13 protein-coding genes are annotated in these 15,112 nt (G+C 67.7%); 5 read left to right on the plus strand and 8 right to left on the minus strand.

Annotated elements, in window-relative coordinates:
• Positions 1-38: 38 nt before the first annotated feature.
• The 3 genes from N0B71_RS01715 to N0B71_RS01725 form a co-directional block, all read right to left on the minus strand.
• Entirely contained in the window at positions 39-1,202 is a 1,164-nt protein-coding gene (locus N0B71_RS01715; protein WP_259756847.1) for an MFS transporter, read from the minus strand.
• Positions 1,203-1,265: 63 nt separating this feature from the next.
• The gene (grxD, locus tag N0B71_RS01720; protein ID WP_259756848.1) at positions 1,266-1,592 is read right to left on the minus strand and encodes a Grx4 family monothiol glutaredoxin; all 327 of its coding nucleotides are present in this window, start codon (positions 1,590-1,592) and stop codon (positions 1,266-1,268) included.
• Positions 1,593-1,724: 132 nt separating this feature from the next.
• A complete protein-coding gene (locus tag N0B71_RS01725; RefSeq protein WP_259756849.1) occupies positions 1,725-3,818 on the minus strand; it encodes a molybdopterin oxidoreductase family protein in 2,094 nt (697 codons plus the stop codon).
• Positions 3,819-4,133: 315 nt separating this feature from the next.
• Between N0B71_RS01725 and argF the strand changes: the two genes are divergently transcribed.
• The gene (gene argF, locus N0B71_RS01730) at positions 4,134-5,051 is read left to right on the plus strand and encodes an ornithine carbamoyltransferase (protein WP_259756851.1); all 918 of its coding nucleotides are present in this window, start codon (positions 4,134-4,136) and stop codon (positions 5,049-5,051) included.
• A gap of 149 nt (positions 5,052-5,200) precedes the next feature.
• Entirely contained in the window at positions 5,201-6,262 is a 1,062-nt protein-coding gene (locus N0B71_RS01735) for an ABC transporter ATP-binding protein (protein WP_259756853.1), read from the plus strand.
• On the opposite strand, the gene N0B71_RS01740 is transcribed toward N0B71_RS01735, so the two are convergent.
• The 3 genes from N0B71_RS01740 to ybaK all read right to left on the minus strand — a co-directional run bounded on the left by N0B71_RS01740 (position 6,259) and on the right by ybaK (position 8,865).
• Positions 6,259-7,215: an electron transfer flavoprotein subunit alpha/FixB family protein gene (locus tag N0B71_RS01740; RefSeq protein ID WP_259756854.1), complete on the minus strand. Its 957-nt coding sequence runs from the start codon at positions 7,213-7,215 to the stop codon at positions 6,259-6,261. The two genes, N0B71_RS01735 and N0B71_RS01740, sit on opposite strands and share 4 nt — an antisense overlap.
• Positions 7,216-7,310: 95 nt before the next feature.
• Positions 7,311-8,096, minus strand: a complete 786-nt coding sequence (locus N0B71_RS01745; RefSeq protein WP_259756856.1) for a PhzF family phenazine biosynthesis protein — start codon at positions 8,094-8,096, stop codon at positions 7,311-7,313.
• 298 nt (positions 8,097-8,394) lie between these two features.
• Positions 8,395-8,865, minus strand: coding sequence for a Cys-tRNA(Pro) deacylase (ybaK, locus tag N0B71_RS01750; RefSeq protein ID WP_259756857.1), 471 nt, complete (start codon positions 8,863-8,865; stop codon positions 8,395-8,397).
• A 170-nt stretch (positions 8,866-9,035) separates the two neighbouring features.
• Between ybaK and glpK the strand changes: the two genes are divergently transcribed.
• The 3 genes from glpK to glpD all read left to right on the plus strand — a co-directional run bounded on the left by glpK (position 9,036) and on the right by glpD (position 13,143).
• Complete coding sequence (glpK, locus tag N0B71_RS01755) at positions 9,036-10,550, plus strand: glycerol kinase GlpK (protein ID WP_259756858.1); 1,515 nt, start codon at positions 9,036-9,038, stop codon at positions 10,548-10,550.
• A gap of 152 nt (positions 10,551-10,702) precedes the next feature.
• Positions 10,703-11,458 carry a DeoR/GlpR family transcriptional regulator gene (locus tag N0B71_RS01760; protein WP_259756860.1) on the plus strand — a complete coding sequence of 252 codons (756 nt, stop codon included), beginning with the start codon at positions 10,703-10,705 and terminating at the stop codon, positions 11,456-11,458.
• Positions 11,459-11,601: 143 nt separating this feature from the next.
• Positions 11,602-13,143, plus strand: a complete 1,542-nt coding sequence (gene glpD, locus N0B71_RS01765) for a glycerol-3-phosphate dehydrogenase (RefSeq protein ID WP_259756861.1) — start codon at positions 11,602-11,604, stop codon at positions 13,141-13,143.
• A gap of 9 nt (positions 13,144-13,152) precedes the next feature.
• Here glpD and N0B71_RS01770 read toward each other — a convergent pair whose 3' ends face one another.
• Together N0B71_RS01770 and N0B71_RS01775 are read right to left on the minus strand one after the other, a co-directional pair.
• Complete coding sequence (locus tag N0B71_RS01770; RefSeq protein WP_259756862.1) at positions 13,153-14,055, minus strand: MurR/RpiR family transcriptional regulator; 903 nt, start codon at positions 14,053-14,055, stop codon at positions 13,153-13,155.
• On the minus strand, positions 14,052-15,110 hold the full coding sequence (locus tag N0B71_RS01775; RefSeq protein WP_259756864.1) for a C45 family autoproteolytic acyltransferase/hydolase: 1,059 nt from the start codon (positions 15,108-15,110) through the stop codon (positions 14,052-14,054). Before N0B71_RS01775 ends, N0B71_RS01770 begins: the two co-directional genes overlap by 4 nt.
• Between the last annotated feature and the right edge of the window lie 2 nt (positions 15,111-15,112).

Raw genomic sequence — 15,112 nt, forward strand, 5'->3', positions numbered from 1 at the left:
GGCACCGGCGCTGTTGTGGACGCCGGTGCCCTTCCCTTCTAGGCGTTCGCCTTCGGCGGACGACGCACCAGTGACGCCTTCAGCACCAGCCCGGCGCACAGCCCCACCACCACCAGCAACGCCAGGCGCAAGCCCACGTGCTCGGCTAGGAAGCCGATCAGCGGCGGGCCCATCAGCAAGCCGCCATAGCCGAACGACGCCACCGCCGCCACGCCGCGCGAGGGTTCGACGCCCGGACGGTTGCCCGCCGCGCCGATCAGGATCGGCACCACCACCGACAGTCCCGCCCCCACCAGGGCAAACCCGGCAATCGCGCCCACGACCCAAGGGCTGAACAGCGCCAGCAGCATGCCCACGATGGCCAGCAGTGCCAGGTTGCGCACCAGCGCCTCGTCGGCGAAGCGCACCCGCAGACGGTCGCCAAACAGCCTGCCCAGCACCATGGTCGCGGAGAAAGCGGCGAAGCCCAGCGCCGCGAGGCGTTCGGACGCACCCAGCACCTGGTGCAGCAGCAAGGCGCCCCAGTCGGCGACCGCCCCTTCCGAGACGAACGCACACAGCGTCAGCAGCCCCAGGCCCATCAGCGCCGGCGGCGGCAGGCGCCAGCCACGTCGGGCTGGCGCCTCCTCCTCCTTGGGCTCCGGACGGCCCTCGAACAGATGACGGGCGAAGAACGGCAGGATCGCCACCGCGATCAGCGCCAGCAGGCTGAAGTGCCAGATCGGTGCCAGGTCGGCAAAGGCCGCCGCGCCCACGGCTCCCACCAGGCCGCCCAGGCTGTACATGCCATGCAGGCTGGAGATGCACGGGCGACCGAGGCGCCGCTCGACTTCCACCGCCTGGGTATTCATGGCCACGTCCATGGTCGCGAAGGTCAGGCCGACGGCGAGGAAGCCCGCCGCCAACACCCACACGTCCTGCGCCAGCCCCAGCAGCGGGAAGGTCGCCATCAGCGCCAGCCCCGAAATGAGGGTGATCGCCCGACTGCCGTAGCGGCGCACCAGCGCACCGGCAAAGGCGAATGCCAGCAGCGCACCGAAGCCCGCGCCCAGCAGGGCCTGGCCCAGTTGCTGCTCGTCCACCCCGGTCATGCTCTTGAGCGCCGGCACGCGCCCCATCACGCTGCCATGGACCATCCCGCCCATGGCGAAGCAGTATCCGCACGCCCAGCGCGCGGCGTTGGCCCGCGTCTGTTCAGTCATCTTTGTTTCTTCCCAAAAACAAAGCCCCGCCAAGGCGGGGCTTTGTGCAACAGCACGAAAGACTCAGGCGTTGGCCTTGCCTACGGCTTCCTTGATCAGCGGTTGCAGCTCACCCTTTTCGAACATCTCGGCCAGGATGTCGCTGCCGCCGACCAGCTCACCGCCAACCCACAGTTGCGGGAAGGTCGGCCAGTTGGCGTACTTGGGCAGGTTGGCGCGGATTTCCGGGTTCTGCAGGATGTCGACGTAGGCGAACTTCTCGCCGCAAGCCATCAGAACCTGCGCGGCGCGGGACGAGAAACCGCACTGGGGAGCGTTCGGCGAACCCTTCATGTACAGCAGGACAGGGTTGTTGGCGATCTGCTCTTTGATGGTATCGATGATATCCATGAACTTCCTCGGCTGAACGATCAGATACTGATCCGGCAGGCGCCACGGTGGGCATTGGCCGGCACGGTACCGCGCATTGTACTGCAAAGCCGAGCACTACGCTCGGCTTTGCAGGTGACGCGCGTCAGCTCGTCAGGCCGCTTCGACTTCCACCGGCACACCGTTGAGAGCGGTGTTGCCGGAGAGCGCATCCAGGTGGCGCTCGTCGGTCAGGTCGTTGGCGCTGGCACCGCCCTGCTCGCGGGCAATGGACAGCTGCACGCCCGGCCGCCCGTGGCCCCAGCCATGGGGCAGGCTGACCACCCCGGCCATCACGTCGTCGCTGGCGGCCACCTCGATCTCGATGCTGCCGACCCGCGAGCGCACGCGAACCTTTTGCCCATCCACCAATCCGCGCGCAGCCAGGTCCTGCGGGTGCATCAGCAATTGGTGGCGCGGTTTGCCCTTCACCAGGCGGTGATAGTTGTGCATCCACGAGTTGTTGCTGCGCACATGGCGGCGACCGATCAGCAGCAGTTGGTCGTGCGCCGGCGAGGGGGTATCGGCGAAGCGGCGCAGGTCATTGAGGAAGATCTCCGGCGCCGCCTCGATGCGACGGCTGGCGGTCTTCAGGCGCGGCGCCAGGTTCGGTTGCAGCGGGCCGAGGTCCAGCCCGTGAGGGTGCTCGCGCAGCCGCGCCAGGTTGAGCTTGTGCTCGCTGGCATCGCCGTAGGGGCCGAAGCGCAAGCCCATCTCGATCATCTGCTCGGGCGCCATGGTCGGCTTGAGCTCTGCGCCCAGGCGCGCGGCGTAGGCCTTGGCCAGGCCGACGAAGATTTCCCAGTCGTGCAATGCGCCGTCAGGCTTGGGCAGGACCGCCTCGTTGAAGCGGGTGACATTGCGCACCGCGAAGACGTTGAAAGTGGTGTCGTAGTGATCGTGCTCCAGCGGCGCGGTGGGCGGCAGGATCAGGTCGGCGTAACGCGTGGTTTCGTTGATGTACAGGTCGACGCTGAGCATGAACTCCAGGCCGTCCAGCGCCTGCTCCAGGCGCCGGCCATTGGGCGTGGACAGCACCGGATTGCCGGCGACCGTCACCAGGGCGCGCACCTGCCCCTCGCCTTCGGTGAGCATCTCCTCGGCCAGCGCCGCCACCGGCAGCTCGCCGCCGTACTCCGGCAGACCGGACACGCGGCTCTGCCAGCGGTTGAAGGCGCCGCCCGCGGTAGTCGCCACCAGGTCCACCGCCGGCGTGGTGCACAGGGTGCCACCGACGCGGTCGAGGTTGCCGGTGAGCAGGTTGATCAGCTGCACCAGCCACTGGCAGAGGCTGCCGAACACCTGCGTGGAAACGCCCATGCGTCCGTAGCAGACGGCTTTGTCGGCGGCGGCGAAGTCCCGCGCCAGTTGGCGAATCTGGTCGGCCGGCACACCGCAGCGCGCGGCCATGGCATCGACCGTGAACGGCGCCAGCGCCTTGCGCACGTCCTCCAGGCCGTTCACCGGCAGCCCGGTGTCGCGGGTCAACCCCTCGCTGAGCAGCGTGTCGAGGATGCCCAGCAGCAGCGCCGCGTCCTCGCCGGGGCGGACGAACAGGTGCTGGTCGGCGATGGCCGCCGTTTCGGTGCGGCGCGGGTCGACCACCACCAGCCTGCCGCCGCGCGCCTTCACCGCCTTCAGGCGTTTCTCCACATCCGGCACGGTCATGATGCTGCCATTGGAGGCCAGTGGGTTGCCGCCCAGGATCAGCATGAAGTCGGTGTGATCGATGTCAGGGATCGGTATCAGCAGCCCGTGGCCGAACATCTGCTGGCTGACCAGGTGGTGCGGAAGCTGATCGACGGACGTGGCCGAATAACGATTGCGAGTTTTCAGCTGGCCGAGGAAGTAATTGCTGTGGGTCATCAGCCCGTAGTTGTGCACGCTGGGGTTGCCCTGGTACACCGCCACGGCATTGCTGCCATGGCGCTCGCGGATGTCCGCCAGGCGCGTGGCGACCAGCTCGAAGGCCTCGTCCCAGCCAATCGGCAGCCATTCGTTACCGACCCGGCGCACCGGCTGGCGCAGGCGGTCCGGATCGTTCTGGATATCCTGCAGCGCCACTGCCTTGGGGCAGACGTGGCCGCGGCTGAAGCTGTCCTGAGCATCGCCCTTGATCGAGAGGATACGGTCATCCTCGGTCTCGATGGTCAGGCCGCAGATGGCCTCGCAGAGATGGCACGCACGGTGGTGGAGAGTCTTGCTCATGGCTCGCCTCGTTGTTGTTGTCGCCAGCCGCTCGTGGCGCTGGTCGTGGGGTCGCAGAGCACTATGGAACGTGGCCCGGATTCGCACCACCAGCTTCTGTCGGGTGAATCCCCGGGCATCAGGAACGACCATGGAGAATGCCCGGCCGACGGGGCCTTGGGGCTAAACTTGCGTATATCCGTCATTTCCTTATAGGATCGCGCCTTCCCCCATTTTCCGCTCCATGCGGTCCCGCCGCAGGTTCAGCCCGTTTTTTCTCACGAAAGCCGGTCGGTACCTCGGCCTGATTCTGAGAATAAGTAGTAGGTACGAACCATGAGCGCACGTCACTTCCTCTCGATGCTGGATTACACGACCGACGAACTGCTCGGTCTGATCCGCCGCGCCACCGAGCTGAAGGGCCTGCGAGACCGAGGCGTGCTCTACGAACCGCTGAAGAATCGCGTGCTGGGCATGATCTTCGAGAAGGCCTCGACCCGGACGCGGATTTCCTTCGAAGCCGGCATGATCCAGCTCGGCGGCCAGGCCATCTTCCTCTCCCCGCGCGACACCCAGCTGGGCCGCGGCGAGCCGATCGCCGACGCCGCACGGGTGATGTCGCGGATGGTCGATGCGGTGATGATCCGCACCTTCGCCCACAGCAACCTGATCGAATTCTCCGAGAACTCGCGCGTGCCGGTGATCAACGGCCTGTCGGACGACCTGCACCCCTGCCAGTTGCTGGCCGACATGCAGACCTTCCATGAGCACCGCGGCAGCATCGCCGGCAAGACCGTGGCCTGGATCGGCGATGGCAACAACATGTGCAACAGCTACATCGAAGCGGCAATCCGCTTCGACTTCCAGCTGAACGTGGCCTGCCCGGAAGGCTACGAGCCGAACGCCGCGCTGATGGCGCAGGCCGGCGAGCGCGTGAAGATCTTCCGCGACCCGCGCGAAGCGGTGGCCGGCGCCCACCTGGTGAGCACCGACGTCTGGGCCTCCATGGGCCAGGAAGACGAAGCGGCCGCACGCCTGCGCCTGTTCCAGCCATATCAGGTAACACGTGCGCTGCTCGATGGCGCGGCGGCAGATGTACTATTCATGCACTGCCTGCCGGCCCACCGCGGCGAAGAGATCAGCGAAGACCTGCTGGACGACGCGCGCTCGGTGGCCTGGGACCAGGCGGAAAACCGTCTCCACGCCCAGAAGGCGCTGCTCGAACTGCTGGTCGAGCACGCCCACTACGCCTGAGAGCCTGCCCATCATCTGCCTGCGCTGGCCCGGGCGGCGTTGGAATCAGGTAAAAAATGCTCATTCAGCAGGCGTAAACTGCGCTTTTTTACCTGATTCCGCCTAGCCCGGACTGCGCTCGGCGAGATTCTGAACAGGTTCTACGTTCAATGACCCAACCGCTGCTGCTCAACCTCGACGATCTTTCCTGTGGCTATGAACAGCAGCGAGTGGTGCAAGGCGTCAGCCTGCACCTGAACGCCGGCGACATCGGCTGCCTGCTCGGCCCCTCCGGCTGCGGCAAGACCACCACCCTGCGCGCCATCGCCGGTTTCGAGCCGGTGCAGGGCGGCCGCATCGAGTTGGCCGGCGAGGTGATTTCCCGCCCCGGCTTCACCCTGTCGCCGGAGAAACGCCGGATCGGCATGGTGTTCCAGGACTATGCGCTGTTCCCACACCTGTGCGTGGCGGACAACATCGCCTTCGGCATCCGCAAGCACCCCGAGCGCGAGCGCATCGTCAGCGAACTGCTGGAGCTGGTGAAGCTCGACGGCCTCGGCCGGCGCTTCCCCCATGAGCTTTCCGGCGGCCAGCAGCAGCGCGTGGCCCTGGCTCGCGCGCTGGCGCCGCAGCCGCAACTGCTGCTGCTGGACGAACCCTTTTCCAACCTCGACGTGGAGCTGCGCCGCCAGCTCAGCCACGAGGTGCGCGACATCCTCAAGGCGCGCGGCACCAGCGCCATCCTGGTCACCCATGACCAGGAAGAAGCCTTCGCCGTCAGCGATCACGTCGGCGTGTTCCGCCAGGGCGTGCTGGAGCAGTGGGACACTCCGTTCAACCTCTACCACGAGCCGCAGACGCCCTTTGTCGCCAGCTTCGTCGGCCAGGGCTATTTCATTCGCGGACAGATGCGCGGGAGCGATGCGGTGCAGACCGAACTGGGCCTGCTGCGTGGCAATCGCGCCTACAGCCTGCCCGACGGCAGCGCGGTGGATGTGCTGCTGCGCCCGGACGACCTGGTGCCCAGCGCCGATGGCGCGCTGAAGGCAAGGATCGTCGGCAAGTCCTTCCTCGGCGCCGCGACGCTGTATCGCCTGCAGCTGCCCACCGGCACCCAGCTGGAATCACTGTTCCCCAGCCATGCCGACCACCAGCCCGGCGACGAAGTCAGCATCGGCGTGGCCGCCGAGCACCTGGTCCTGTTCCCGGCCCAGGGCAGCGTGGCGCTCTAGTCGAGCACGCGGTCCAGCTCGCGCAGCAGGGCCGGCAGCACCTCGAACAAGTCGGCTTGCAGGCCATAGTCGGCGATCTCGAAGATCGGCGCGTCCGGGTCGAGGTTGATCGCGGCGATGACCTTCGCGTCCTTCATTCCCGCCACATGTTGCACCGCGCCGGAAATCCCCACGGCCAGGTACAACTGGGGCGCGACGATGCGCCCGGACTGGCCGATCTGCAGCTCCGCCGGCGCGAAGCCCGCATCCACCGCCGCCAGTGACGCGCCCACGGCACCGTGCAGGCGATCCGCCAAGGGGTAGAGCGCGGCGAATCCCTCGGCCGTCTGCAGGCCGCGGCCACCGGCGACGATGACCTTGGCCGACTCCAGCGCGGGCCGCTCGAACGCCGGATGCTCCTCCCCCTGCCAGGCCGACAGCGCCAGCTCCCCGGCCCCATCGAGTCGTACCAGGTCGGCGCTGCCCCCTTGCGTGGCAACCGGGTCGAAGGCCGTGGGGCGAATGCCCAGCACCGTGATCGGCCCCTCGCAGCGTACGGTGGCAATGGCGTTGCCGGCGTAGATCGGGCGCTGGAAGGTCTCGCGGTCGATCACGGCGGTGACGTCGGAGACCGCATCCACGTCCAGCAACGCGGCGATGCGCGGCAGGCAGTCGCGCCCCATGGCGGTCGCGGGCGCCAGCAGGTGGCTGTAGCCAGGGGCAAGCCGCACCACCAGGGCGGAGAGGTTTTCCGCCAGCAGATGGTCGTAGGCGGGATCGTCCACCTGCAGCACGCGAGCGACGCCGACGATCTGCCGCGCCTGCTCCGCCAGGTGCGCAAGGCCGCTGCCGGCCAGCAGCAGATGCACCTCGCCACCGATCTGCCCGGCGGCGGCCAGGGCATTCAAAGTTGCCGGCGCGAGGACGGCGGCGCCGGTGTGGGTGTGGTAGTCAGCGATGACCAGGATTGCCATGGGCCTGCCTCCGTATCTGCGCGCCGCGCCAGGGCAGCACGGCGGCCAAAGGAGACTAGCCTAGGCTGGGGAGCTGGCAGCGCCCCCGTCACATGTCAACCAACCAGCAGATGGCCGCTGGCCACCAGACGGGCGTAACCGGCGATGCTCACGCGGTCGTCCTCCAGGCGGCACCACAGCTCGCCGCCGCGCTCGGAGCACTGGAAGGCGCGCATCTGCAGTTTGTTCAGGCGGCCCGACCAGTAGGGGATCAGGCTGCAGTGGGCGGCACCGGTCACTGGGTCTTCGTTGAGGCCGATGGCCGGGGCGAAAAAGCGCGAGACGAAGTCGTAGTGATCGCTGCGTGCGGTGACGATCACGCCCAGGTAGGGCAAACGCGCCAGGGCGGCGAAGTCCGGCTTGCAGTCGCGCACGGCCTGTTCGGATTCCAGCAGCGCCAGCAGGTGCGAGGCGTTGCTCAGCGCATCGACCACATCCACCCCCAGCGCGGTCGCCAGCTCCACGGTGGCGCCGGTTTCGCTCGGCGGCTGGGCCGGGAAGTCCAGCGCCAGCCGGCCCTCCTCGCGCGTCACCCGCAGCGGGCCGGACAGAGAGTTCAGTTCCAGCACCTCGCCCGGCTCCTCGAACAAGTTGAACAGCACATGGGCGCTGGCCAGGGTGGCGTGGCCACACAGCGGCACCTCGGCGGTCGGGGTGAACCAGCGGATGCGCCAGCCCTCGGGTTCCTTCACCAGGAAGGCGGTCTCCGACAGGTTGTGCTCGGCGGCAATCTTCTGCATCAGCTCGTCGCTCAGCCAGGCGTCGAGACGGTAGACCATGGCCGGGTTGCCGGCGAAGGGACGGTCGGTGAAGGCGTCCACCTGGTGGAAGTCGAGCAGCATGACAATCTCCTTGTGAGTGATGGCCGAGCATGACAGAAGCCGACGGGCGGCGAACCGTACAGTAGGGACCACACAGTCCCTCTGAGTCAGCCTCCAGGTGCACCTGCCCTCATCTGAAAGTCAGTGCTTGGGTTTCCCTCTCCCTAACCCTCTCCCTGAAGGGAGAGGGGACTGGTTCGCTATAGGCTGAAACCGTAGCTTCAGCCGGCACGATCTACCCCCTCTCCCTCCGGGAGAGGGTTGGGGTGAGGGCACAGCCTGGCACGGACCAATCAGAAGAGCGCTCCTACCCAAACCCTCAGGGCCGCCCGATAGGCGCGAACGTCGCCGCAGTCAGCCCGGCCAGGGTCTCGGCGCTCAGTTCCACCTCCAGCCCGCGCCGCCCGGCACTGACATGGATGGTCGGGTACCCCTGGGCGGACTCGTCGATAAAGGTGCGCAGGCGCTTCTTCTGCCCCAGCGGGCTGATCCCGCCGACCAGGTAGCCGGTGGCGCGCTGCGCCGCGTTGGGGTCGGCCATGTCGGCCTTCTTCACGCCCGCCGCATGGGCCAGCGCCTTGAGGTCCAGGGTGCCTGCCACCGGTACCACCGCCACCAGCAACTCACCCTTCTCGCTCGCCGCCAGCAGCGTCTTGAACACCCGCGCCGGGTCGAGGTTGAGTTTCTCCGCGGCCTCCAGGCCGTAGGACGGTGCCTTGGGGTCGTGCTCGTAGCTGAGGACGTGGTGTTCGGCGCGGTTCTTCTTCAGCAGGTCGATGGCGGGGGTCATGATCGGCAGGCTTCTCGCTGGCGGCTTTCCAGCGCATAACAGTAAGCCAAGGTGTGGCGCGCTGCACGGTGTTCGCTTCACCGACGCGGATGAATCCCGTATGTTCACCGCCAATCCCTCCCGGACCTGCCACCGGGACCGCCGAACGGAATCCGCACAAGGCCGCCACCATGACCGACCTGACGAACAAGAAATACGTCGTCGCCCTCGACCAGGGCACCACCAGCTCGCGCGCCATCATCTTCGACCACGACGCCAACGTGGTCAGCGTGGCCCAGCGCGAGTTCGCGCAGATCTACCCGCAGCCGGGCTGGGTCGAGCACGACCCGATGGAAATCTGGGCGACCCAGAGTTCGACCCTGGTGGAAGCCCTGGCCCAGGCCAACATCAGCGTCGCCGAGGTGGCCGCCATCGGCATCACCAACCAGCGCGAAACCACCCTGGTGTGGGACAAGGCGACCGGCCGGCCGATCCACAACGCCATCGTCTGGCAGTGCCGGCGCAGCGCAGCGATCTGCGAGCAGCTCAAGCGCGACGGCCTGGAGCAACACATCCGCGACACCACCGGGTTGGTCATCGACCCGTACTTCTCCGGCACCAAGCTCAAGTGGATTCTGGACAACGTCGACGGCGCCCGCGAGCGCGCCCAGCGTGGCGAGCTGCTGTTCGGCACGGTGGACAGCTGGCTGATCTGGAAGCTCACCGAAGGCGAGGTGCACGTCACCGACTACACCAACGCCTCGCGCACCCTGATGTTCAATATCCACACCCGAGACTGGGACGAGCGCCTGCTCGCCGCGCTGGACGTGCCGCGCGCGATGCTGCCGCAGGTGCGCGCCTCCTCCGAGATCTATGGCCACGCCAAGGTCGGCGGCCTCGGCGTGCACCGCACGCCGATTGCCGGGATCGCCGGCGACCAGCAGGCCGCGCTGTTCGGCCAGATGTGCGTGGAGCCGGGCCAGGCAAAGAACACCTACGGCACCGGCTGCTTCCTGCTGATGAACACCGGTGCCAAGGCGGTGAAGTCCACCCACGGCCTGCTCACCACCATCGCCTGCGGCCCGCGCGGCGAAGTGGTCTACGCGCTGGAGGGCGCCGTGTTCAACGGCGGCTCCACCGTCCAGTGGCTGCGCGACGAGCTGAAGGTGATCAACGACGCCCACGACTCGGAGTACTTCGCCACCAAGGTGAAGGACAGCAATGGCGTCTACCTCGTGCCCGCGTTCACCGGCCTCGGCGCGCCCTACTGGGACCCGTACGCCCGCGGCGCGCTGTTCGGCCTGACCCGCGGGGTGAAGGCCGACCACCTGATCCGCGCCACGCTGGAGTCCATCGCTTACCAGACCCGCGACGTGCTCGACGCCATGCAGCAGGACGCCGGCGAGCCACTGCGCGCCCTACGCGTGGACGGCGGCGCGGTGGCCAACAACTTCCTCATGCAGTTCCAGGCCGACATCCTCGGCACCCCGGTGGAGCGCCCGCAGATGCGCGAGACCACGGCCCTCGGCGCCGCCGTGCTGGCCGGCCTGGCCTGCGGTTTCTGGAGCAGCCTGGACGAGCTTGCGAACAAGGCGGTGATCGAGCGGGTGTTCCAGCCGGCTTGCGACGAGGCGGAGCGTGCGCGGCTGTATGCGGGATGGAAGAAAGCCGTGGAGCGCACGCGCGGCTGGGCCGCCGAAGACTGAGTGCTCTCCTGTAGGAGCGAGCTTGCTCGCGAACCGCTTGATGCAGTGGTGTCAGGCGGGGTTCGCGAGCAAGCTCGCTCCTACAAATCCATGACAGACTCCGTCCCGCTGCGGCATCCTTCCCCTTCGGCCCTTCTACACGAGCGCAGCGCATGAACCTGCCACCCCGACAGCAAAGCATCCTCGATCTGGTCCGCGAACGCGGCTACCTGAGCATCGAGGAGCTCGCCCAGCAGTTCGCCGTGACCCCGCAGACCATCCGCCGCGACATCAACCAGCTCGCCGAACAGAGCCTGCTGCGCCGCTACCACGGCGGCGCCGCGTGGGACTCGAGCATCGAGAACACTGCCTACAACACCCGCGCCGACCAGATGCGCGACGAGAAGCAGCGCATCGCCGAGGCCATCGCCGCGCACATTCCGGACAACGCCTCGCTGTTCATCAACATCGGCACCACCACCGAGGCCATCGCCCGCGCCCTGCTCGGCCACAAGAACCTCAAGGTCATTACCAACAACCTGCACGTCGCCAGCATCCTCGCCGGCAAGGACGACTTCGAAGTGCTGGTCGCCGGCGGTACCGTGCGCGGCGACGGCGGCGTGGTCGGGCAGGCGGCGGTGGACTTCATCGAACAGTTCCGCGTCGACTTCGCCGTGGTCGGCATCAGCGGCATCGACGAGGACGGCAGCCTGCTGGACTTCGACTACCAGGAAGTGCGCGTCTCCCGCGCCATCATCGACAACGCCCGGCAGGTGTTCCTCGCCGCCGACTCCAGCAAGTTCGGGCGCAACGCCGTGGTGCGCCTGGGGCCGATCGCCCTGGTCAGCCGCGTCTTCACCGACAGTCCGCCGCCCGCCGCGGTAGCGCGCCTGCTGCAGCAGCACAAGGTCCAGCTCGAGCTGGTCTGACCCTTCACTGTTTCAATTTCGAACATTCAGACGAACACCTGCGCGAATTCGCGCTCAGGGCTGGTCATATTTCGTTCACTGAACTAGGATATTTTCGAAAACGAACATCAAAATATTCACTTTCAATCCCGAAGGCGGCTCCCATGACCTCCACCCGCTCGCGCCATGCGCCCCTTGCCGAAGTCTATGATCTGGCCGTCGTCGGCGGCGGCATCAACGGTGCGGGGATCGCGGCGGACGCCGCCGGGCGCGGGCTGTCGGTGTTCCTTTGCGAACAGCATGACCTCGCCAGCCACACCTCCTCCGCCAGCAGCAAGCTGATCCACGGCGGCCTGCGCTACCTGGAACACTACGAGTTCCGCCTGGTGCGCGAAGCCCTCGCCGAGCGCGAAGTGCTGCTGGCCAAGGCGCCGCACATCGTGCATCCGCTGCGCTTCGTGCTGCCCCACCGCCCGCACCTGCGCCCGGCCTGGATGATCCGCGCCGGCCTGTTCCTCTACGACCACCTGGGCAAGCGCGAGAAGCTGCCGCCGTCCCGCGGTCTGCGCTTCGGTATCGACAGCCCGCTGAAGGCGGAGATCACCCGCGGCTTCGAATACTCCGATTGCTGGGTGGACGACGCCCGCCTGGTAGTACTCAACGCCATGGCTGCCCGCGAGCATGGCGGGCATATCCATCCGCGCACCCGCTGCGTCAGCGCCCGGCGCAGCAAGGGCCTGTGGCACCTGCACCTGGAGCGCCGCGACGGCAGCCTGTACTCGGTGCGCGCCCGCGCGCTGGTCAACGCCGCCGGCCCCTGGGTCGACCGCTTCCTGCGCGATGAGCTGCGGCAGAAGCCGCCCTACGGCATCCGTCTGATCCAGGGCAGCCACCTGATCGTGCCGCGCCTGTACGAAGGCGAGCAGGCCTACATCTTGCAGAACGAGGACCGCCGTATCGTCTTCGCCATCCCCTACCTGCGCCAGTTCACCCTGATCGGCACCACTGACCGCGAATACCAGGGCGACCCGGCGGCGATCCGCATCAGCGAAGCAGAGACCGACTACCTGCTCGACGTGGTCAACGCGCACTTCAAGCGCCAGCTGGGTCGCCAGGACATCCTGCACAGCTTCTCCGGCGTGCGCCCGCTGTGCGACGACGAATCCGACGACCCGTCGGCCGTGACCCGCGACTACACCCTGGCCCTGGACAATACGCCCGGCGAAGCGCCGCTGCTGTCGGTGTTCGGCGGCAAGCTGACCACCTACCGCAAGCTCGCCGAGGCCGCGCTGGAACAGCTGGCGCCGCACTTTGCCGGCGTCATGAAACCCCGCTGGACCGCCAGCGCCCCGCTGCCCGGCGGCGAAGCCATGACCACGGTGGAAGAGCTGGCCGTGCAGCTCATGGAGCGCCTGCGCCAGCTCGACCCCGCCCTCGCCCGCCGCTGGGCCGGCACCTACGGCAGCCGCATCTGGACACTGCTGGACGGTGCGCACAACCTCAGCGAACTGGGCGAACACCTGGGCGCCGGGCTCTATGCGCGGGAAGTGGAATACCTGGTGCGCGAGGAATGGGCGCACGACGCCGACGACATCCTCTGGCGCCGCACCAAGCTCGGCCTGTTCCTCAACGCCCGGCAGCGCGAGCGCCTGGAGCAGTTCCTGCGCAGCGAAAGCCCGCTGGAGCCGACGACGCAGGTTGCCTGAGGCGGCTCGTCAGAGCGACGCGTTCAGCTCGCTGATCAGCTCTTCGCGCTGGCGCAGTGATTCCAGCGCGCTTTCGCCCAACTGCCCCGCCACCTCGCTCAGCAGCCCCTGCGCCAGCAGCATGAAGGCGCACATGCTGTTGCTGTAGAACAGGCTGTGGTTGGGCACATGGAAGCTGTACCGCGCCACCTTCGACAGCGGTGAGCTGGAGGAGTCGGTGAGGGCCACCACCTCGATGCCATGCCGCGCGGCCACTTCCGCGGTGGCCAGCACGCTGGGCGTATAGGGGAAGCAACTGGCGACCACCAGCACATCGCCGGCATCCAGCTGCGCCAGCGCGTCGGCCACGCCCTGGCGACTGGCGTCCAGCGCCGCCACGTCCTGGCGCAGCATGCCCAGGCCGTAGGACATGAACAGCGCCAGCGAGGTGAACTGGCGCATGCCGTGGATGCGCACACGGCGCGCCGTGGCCAGCAGTTCCACCACGCGGGCGAACACCTCCGGCTCGACCTGCTCGATCAGGCTGGCGATGTTGGTGCTTTCCTGCCGCCCCAGACGGGTCAGGCGAGACAGGGTGGTGTCGGACGGTGTGAGCAACAGGCGCGAGGCCTGGTCGCTGTAGAAACTCTTGCCTTCGGTCAGCTCGCGGCGGAATACATCCTGGAACTTGCTGAAGCCGCCATACCCCAGACGCTGGGCCAGGCGCGACAACGTCGAGGCATTCACCCCGAGCTGCTCGGACAGCTCGCTGATCGAAGACACCGCGGTGCGCTGCGGCGCCTCGATCAGCGCGGCCAGCACCCGCCGCGAACTGCCGCCCAGGGAAATACCCGACTCGCCACGCTCGATAGCCTCCAGCAGCTGCTTGAGGGCTCCCAGGTTATCGGGCAATGCGGCGGGCGCTTGGGTCATCGGGCAGGTCCGTTGGCGGAATGAGGGCGGATACTGCCAGCCGCTTCCACGTGCTGGACGTCCGGCTGGCAGTAGACGCGCCATTCTACCGAGTTCGCCCCAATGCGAAACACAGCGGTGGCCAGGGTGTTCTCATCGTCCGGGTCGTCCTCCGCGCGCCGGTAGATCGGCAGCCCGGGGCCGGCGACATCCCGCAGGATCGCCAGGGCGCGGGCCTCATCGAGCAACCCCGCGCCATCCCCCAGGAGCACATCGACGCGGCGCTGGCGGCTGCCGGAGCTGCCGGTGATGCGCTGCCCCGCGGCGTCCAGCCCGGCATCCAGCAGGTGGTTGGAGTGCCCGCAAAGACGCCGCACCTTGCGCACCGCGACACCGGACGAGCAGGCCTCGACGCTCAGCAGATGGGCCGAGCCGACCTGCCCGAGGGTATGGTGGAAGGCCCCGGCGCGGCCCGTGCGCGAGAGCATGTCGACGGCCGCCTCCAGGCTGGCGCACTCCAGCACCGCGCGGGCCAGCACCTGGCGCGGCAGGCCGGCCGGAATGCGGGTCGGACGGATATTGTTCACCGTGCTGACCAGCCCGGCGGCGTTCACCGCGAAGGTATGACCGGGAATCGAGCCGGGATAGACGAAGCTGGTGAAGGCCATGCCCTGCGCCGGCGTTGCCTCGAGCAAGCCACAGGCGCCATCGAGGGACGGCAGGCCGTCCTCGTTGTGGGCGATCAGCCAGCCGTCGGCGCAGGGGCCGAATACCGTGGTGCAGCCGTCCACGCTCTGCGGGCGGACGAAATCGCCACGGCAGTTCCACAGGAAGACTTCCTCCACCGGCAATGCCAGGCCATCGGCCAGGCCGCGGAGTTCCTCCCAGATGCGCGGAAAGTCCGCCTCGACCTGCGCCTGCATGGCCTTCGCCGCCTCGGAGCCGGCCAGGGCCGCGAGGCTTTGCCACAGTGGCAGCGGGCGCAGGCGGCGGTGCACCGCATCGTGGCCGAAGCGGCCCAGCCCCAGGCCGATGTCGTAAGGGCTGCCGCCCAGTTTCAGGGGTTGCAGGATCATCG

The organism is Pseudomonas sp. GCEP-101, assembly GCF_025133575.1.
GTDB lineage: Bacteria > Pseudomonadota > Gammaproteobacteria > Pseudomonadales > Pseudomonadaceae > Pseudomonas > Pseudomonas nitroreducens_B.

Coding starts and splice junctions, on each gene's coding strand:
- N0B71_RS01740 (WP_259756854.1), bottom strand. CDS start 7,215: ATGGCAATCCTGGTCATCGCTGACTACCACACCCACACCGGCGCCGCC.
- N0B71_RS01745 (WP_259756856.1), bottom strand. CDS start 8,096: ATGCTGCTCGACTTCCACCAGGTGGACGCCTTCACCGACCGTCCCTTC.
- glpD (WP_259756861.1), top strand. CDS start 11,602: ATGACCTCCACCCGCTCGCGCCATGCGCCCCTTGCCGAAGTCTATGAT.
- argF (WP_259756851.1), top strand. CDS start 4,134: ATGAGCGCACGTCACTTCCTCTCGATGCTGGATTACACGACCGACGAA.
- N0B71_RS01775 (WP_259756864.1), bottom strand. CDS start 15,110: ATGATCCTGCAACCCCTGAAACTGGGCGGCAGCCCTTACGACATCGGC.
- N0B71_RS01725 (WP_259756849.1), bottom strand. CDS start 3,818: ATGAGCAAGACTCTCCACCACCGTGCGTGCCATCTCTGCGAGGCCATC.
- ybaK (WP_259756857.1), bottom strand. CDS start 8,865: ATGACCCCCGCCATCGACCTGCTGAAGAAGAACCGCGCCGAACACCAC.
- N0B71_RS01760 (WP_259756860.1), top strand. CDS start 10,703: ATGAACCTGCCACCCCGACAGCAAAGCATCCTCGATCTGGTCCGCGAA.
- N0B71_RS01770 (WP_259756862.1), bottom strand. CDS start 14,055: ATGACCCAAGCGCCCGCCGCATTGCCCGATAACCTGGGAGCCCTCAAG.
- N0B71_RS01715 (WP_259756847.1), bottom strand. CDS start 1,202: ATGACTGAACAGACGCGGGCCAACGCCGCGCGCTGGGCGTGCGGATAC.
- N0B71_RS01735 (WP_259756853.1), top strand. CDS start 5,201: ATGACCCAACCGCTGCTGCTCAACCTCGACGATCTTTCCTGTGGCTAT.
- grxD (WP_259756848.1), bottom strand. CDS start 1,592: ATGGATATCATCGATACCATCAAAGAGCAGATCGCCAACAACCCTGTC.
- glpK (WP_259756858.1), top strand. CDS start 9,036: ATGACCGACCTGACGAACAAGAAATACGTCGTCGCCCTCGACCAGGGC.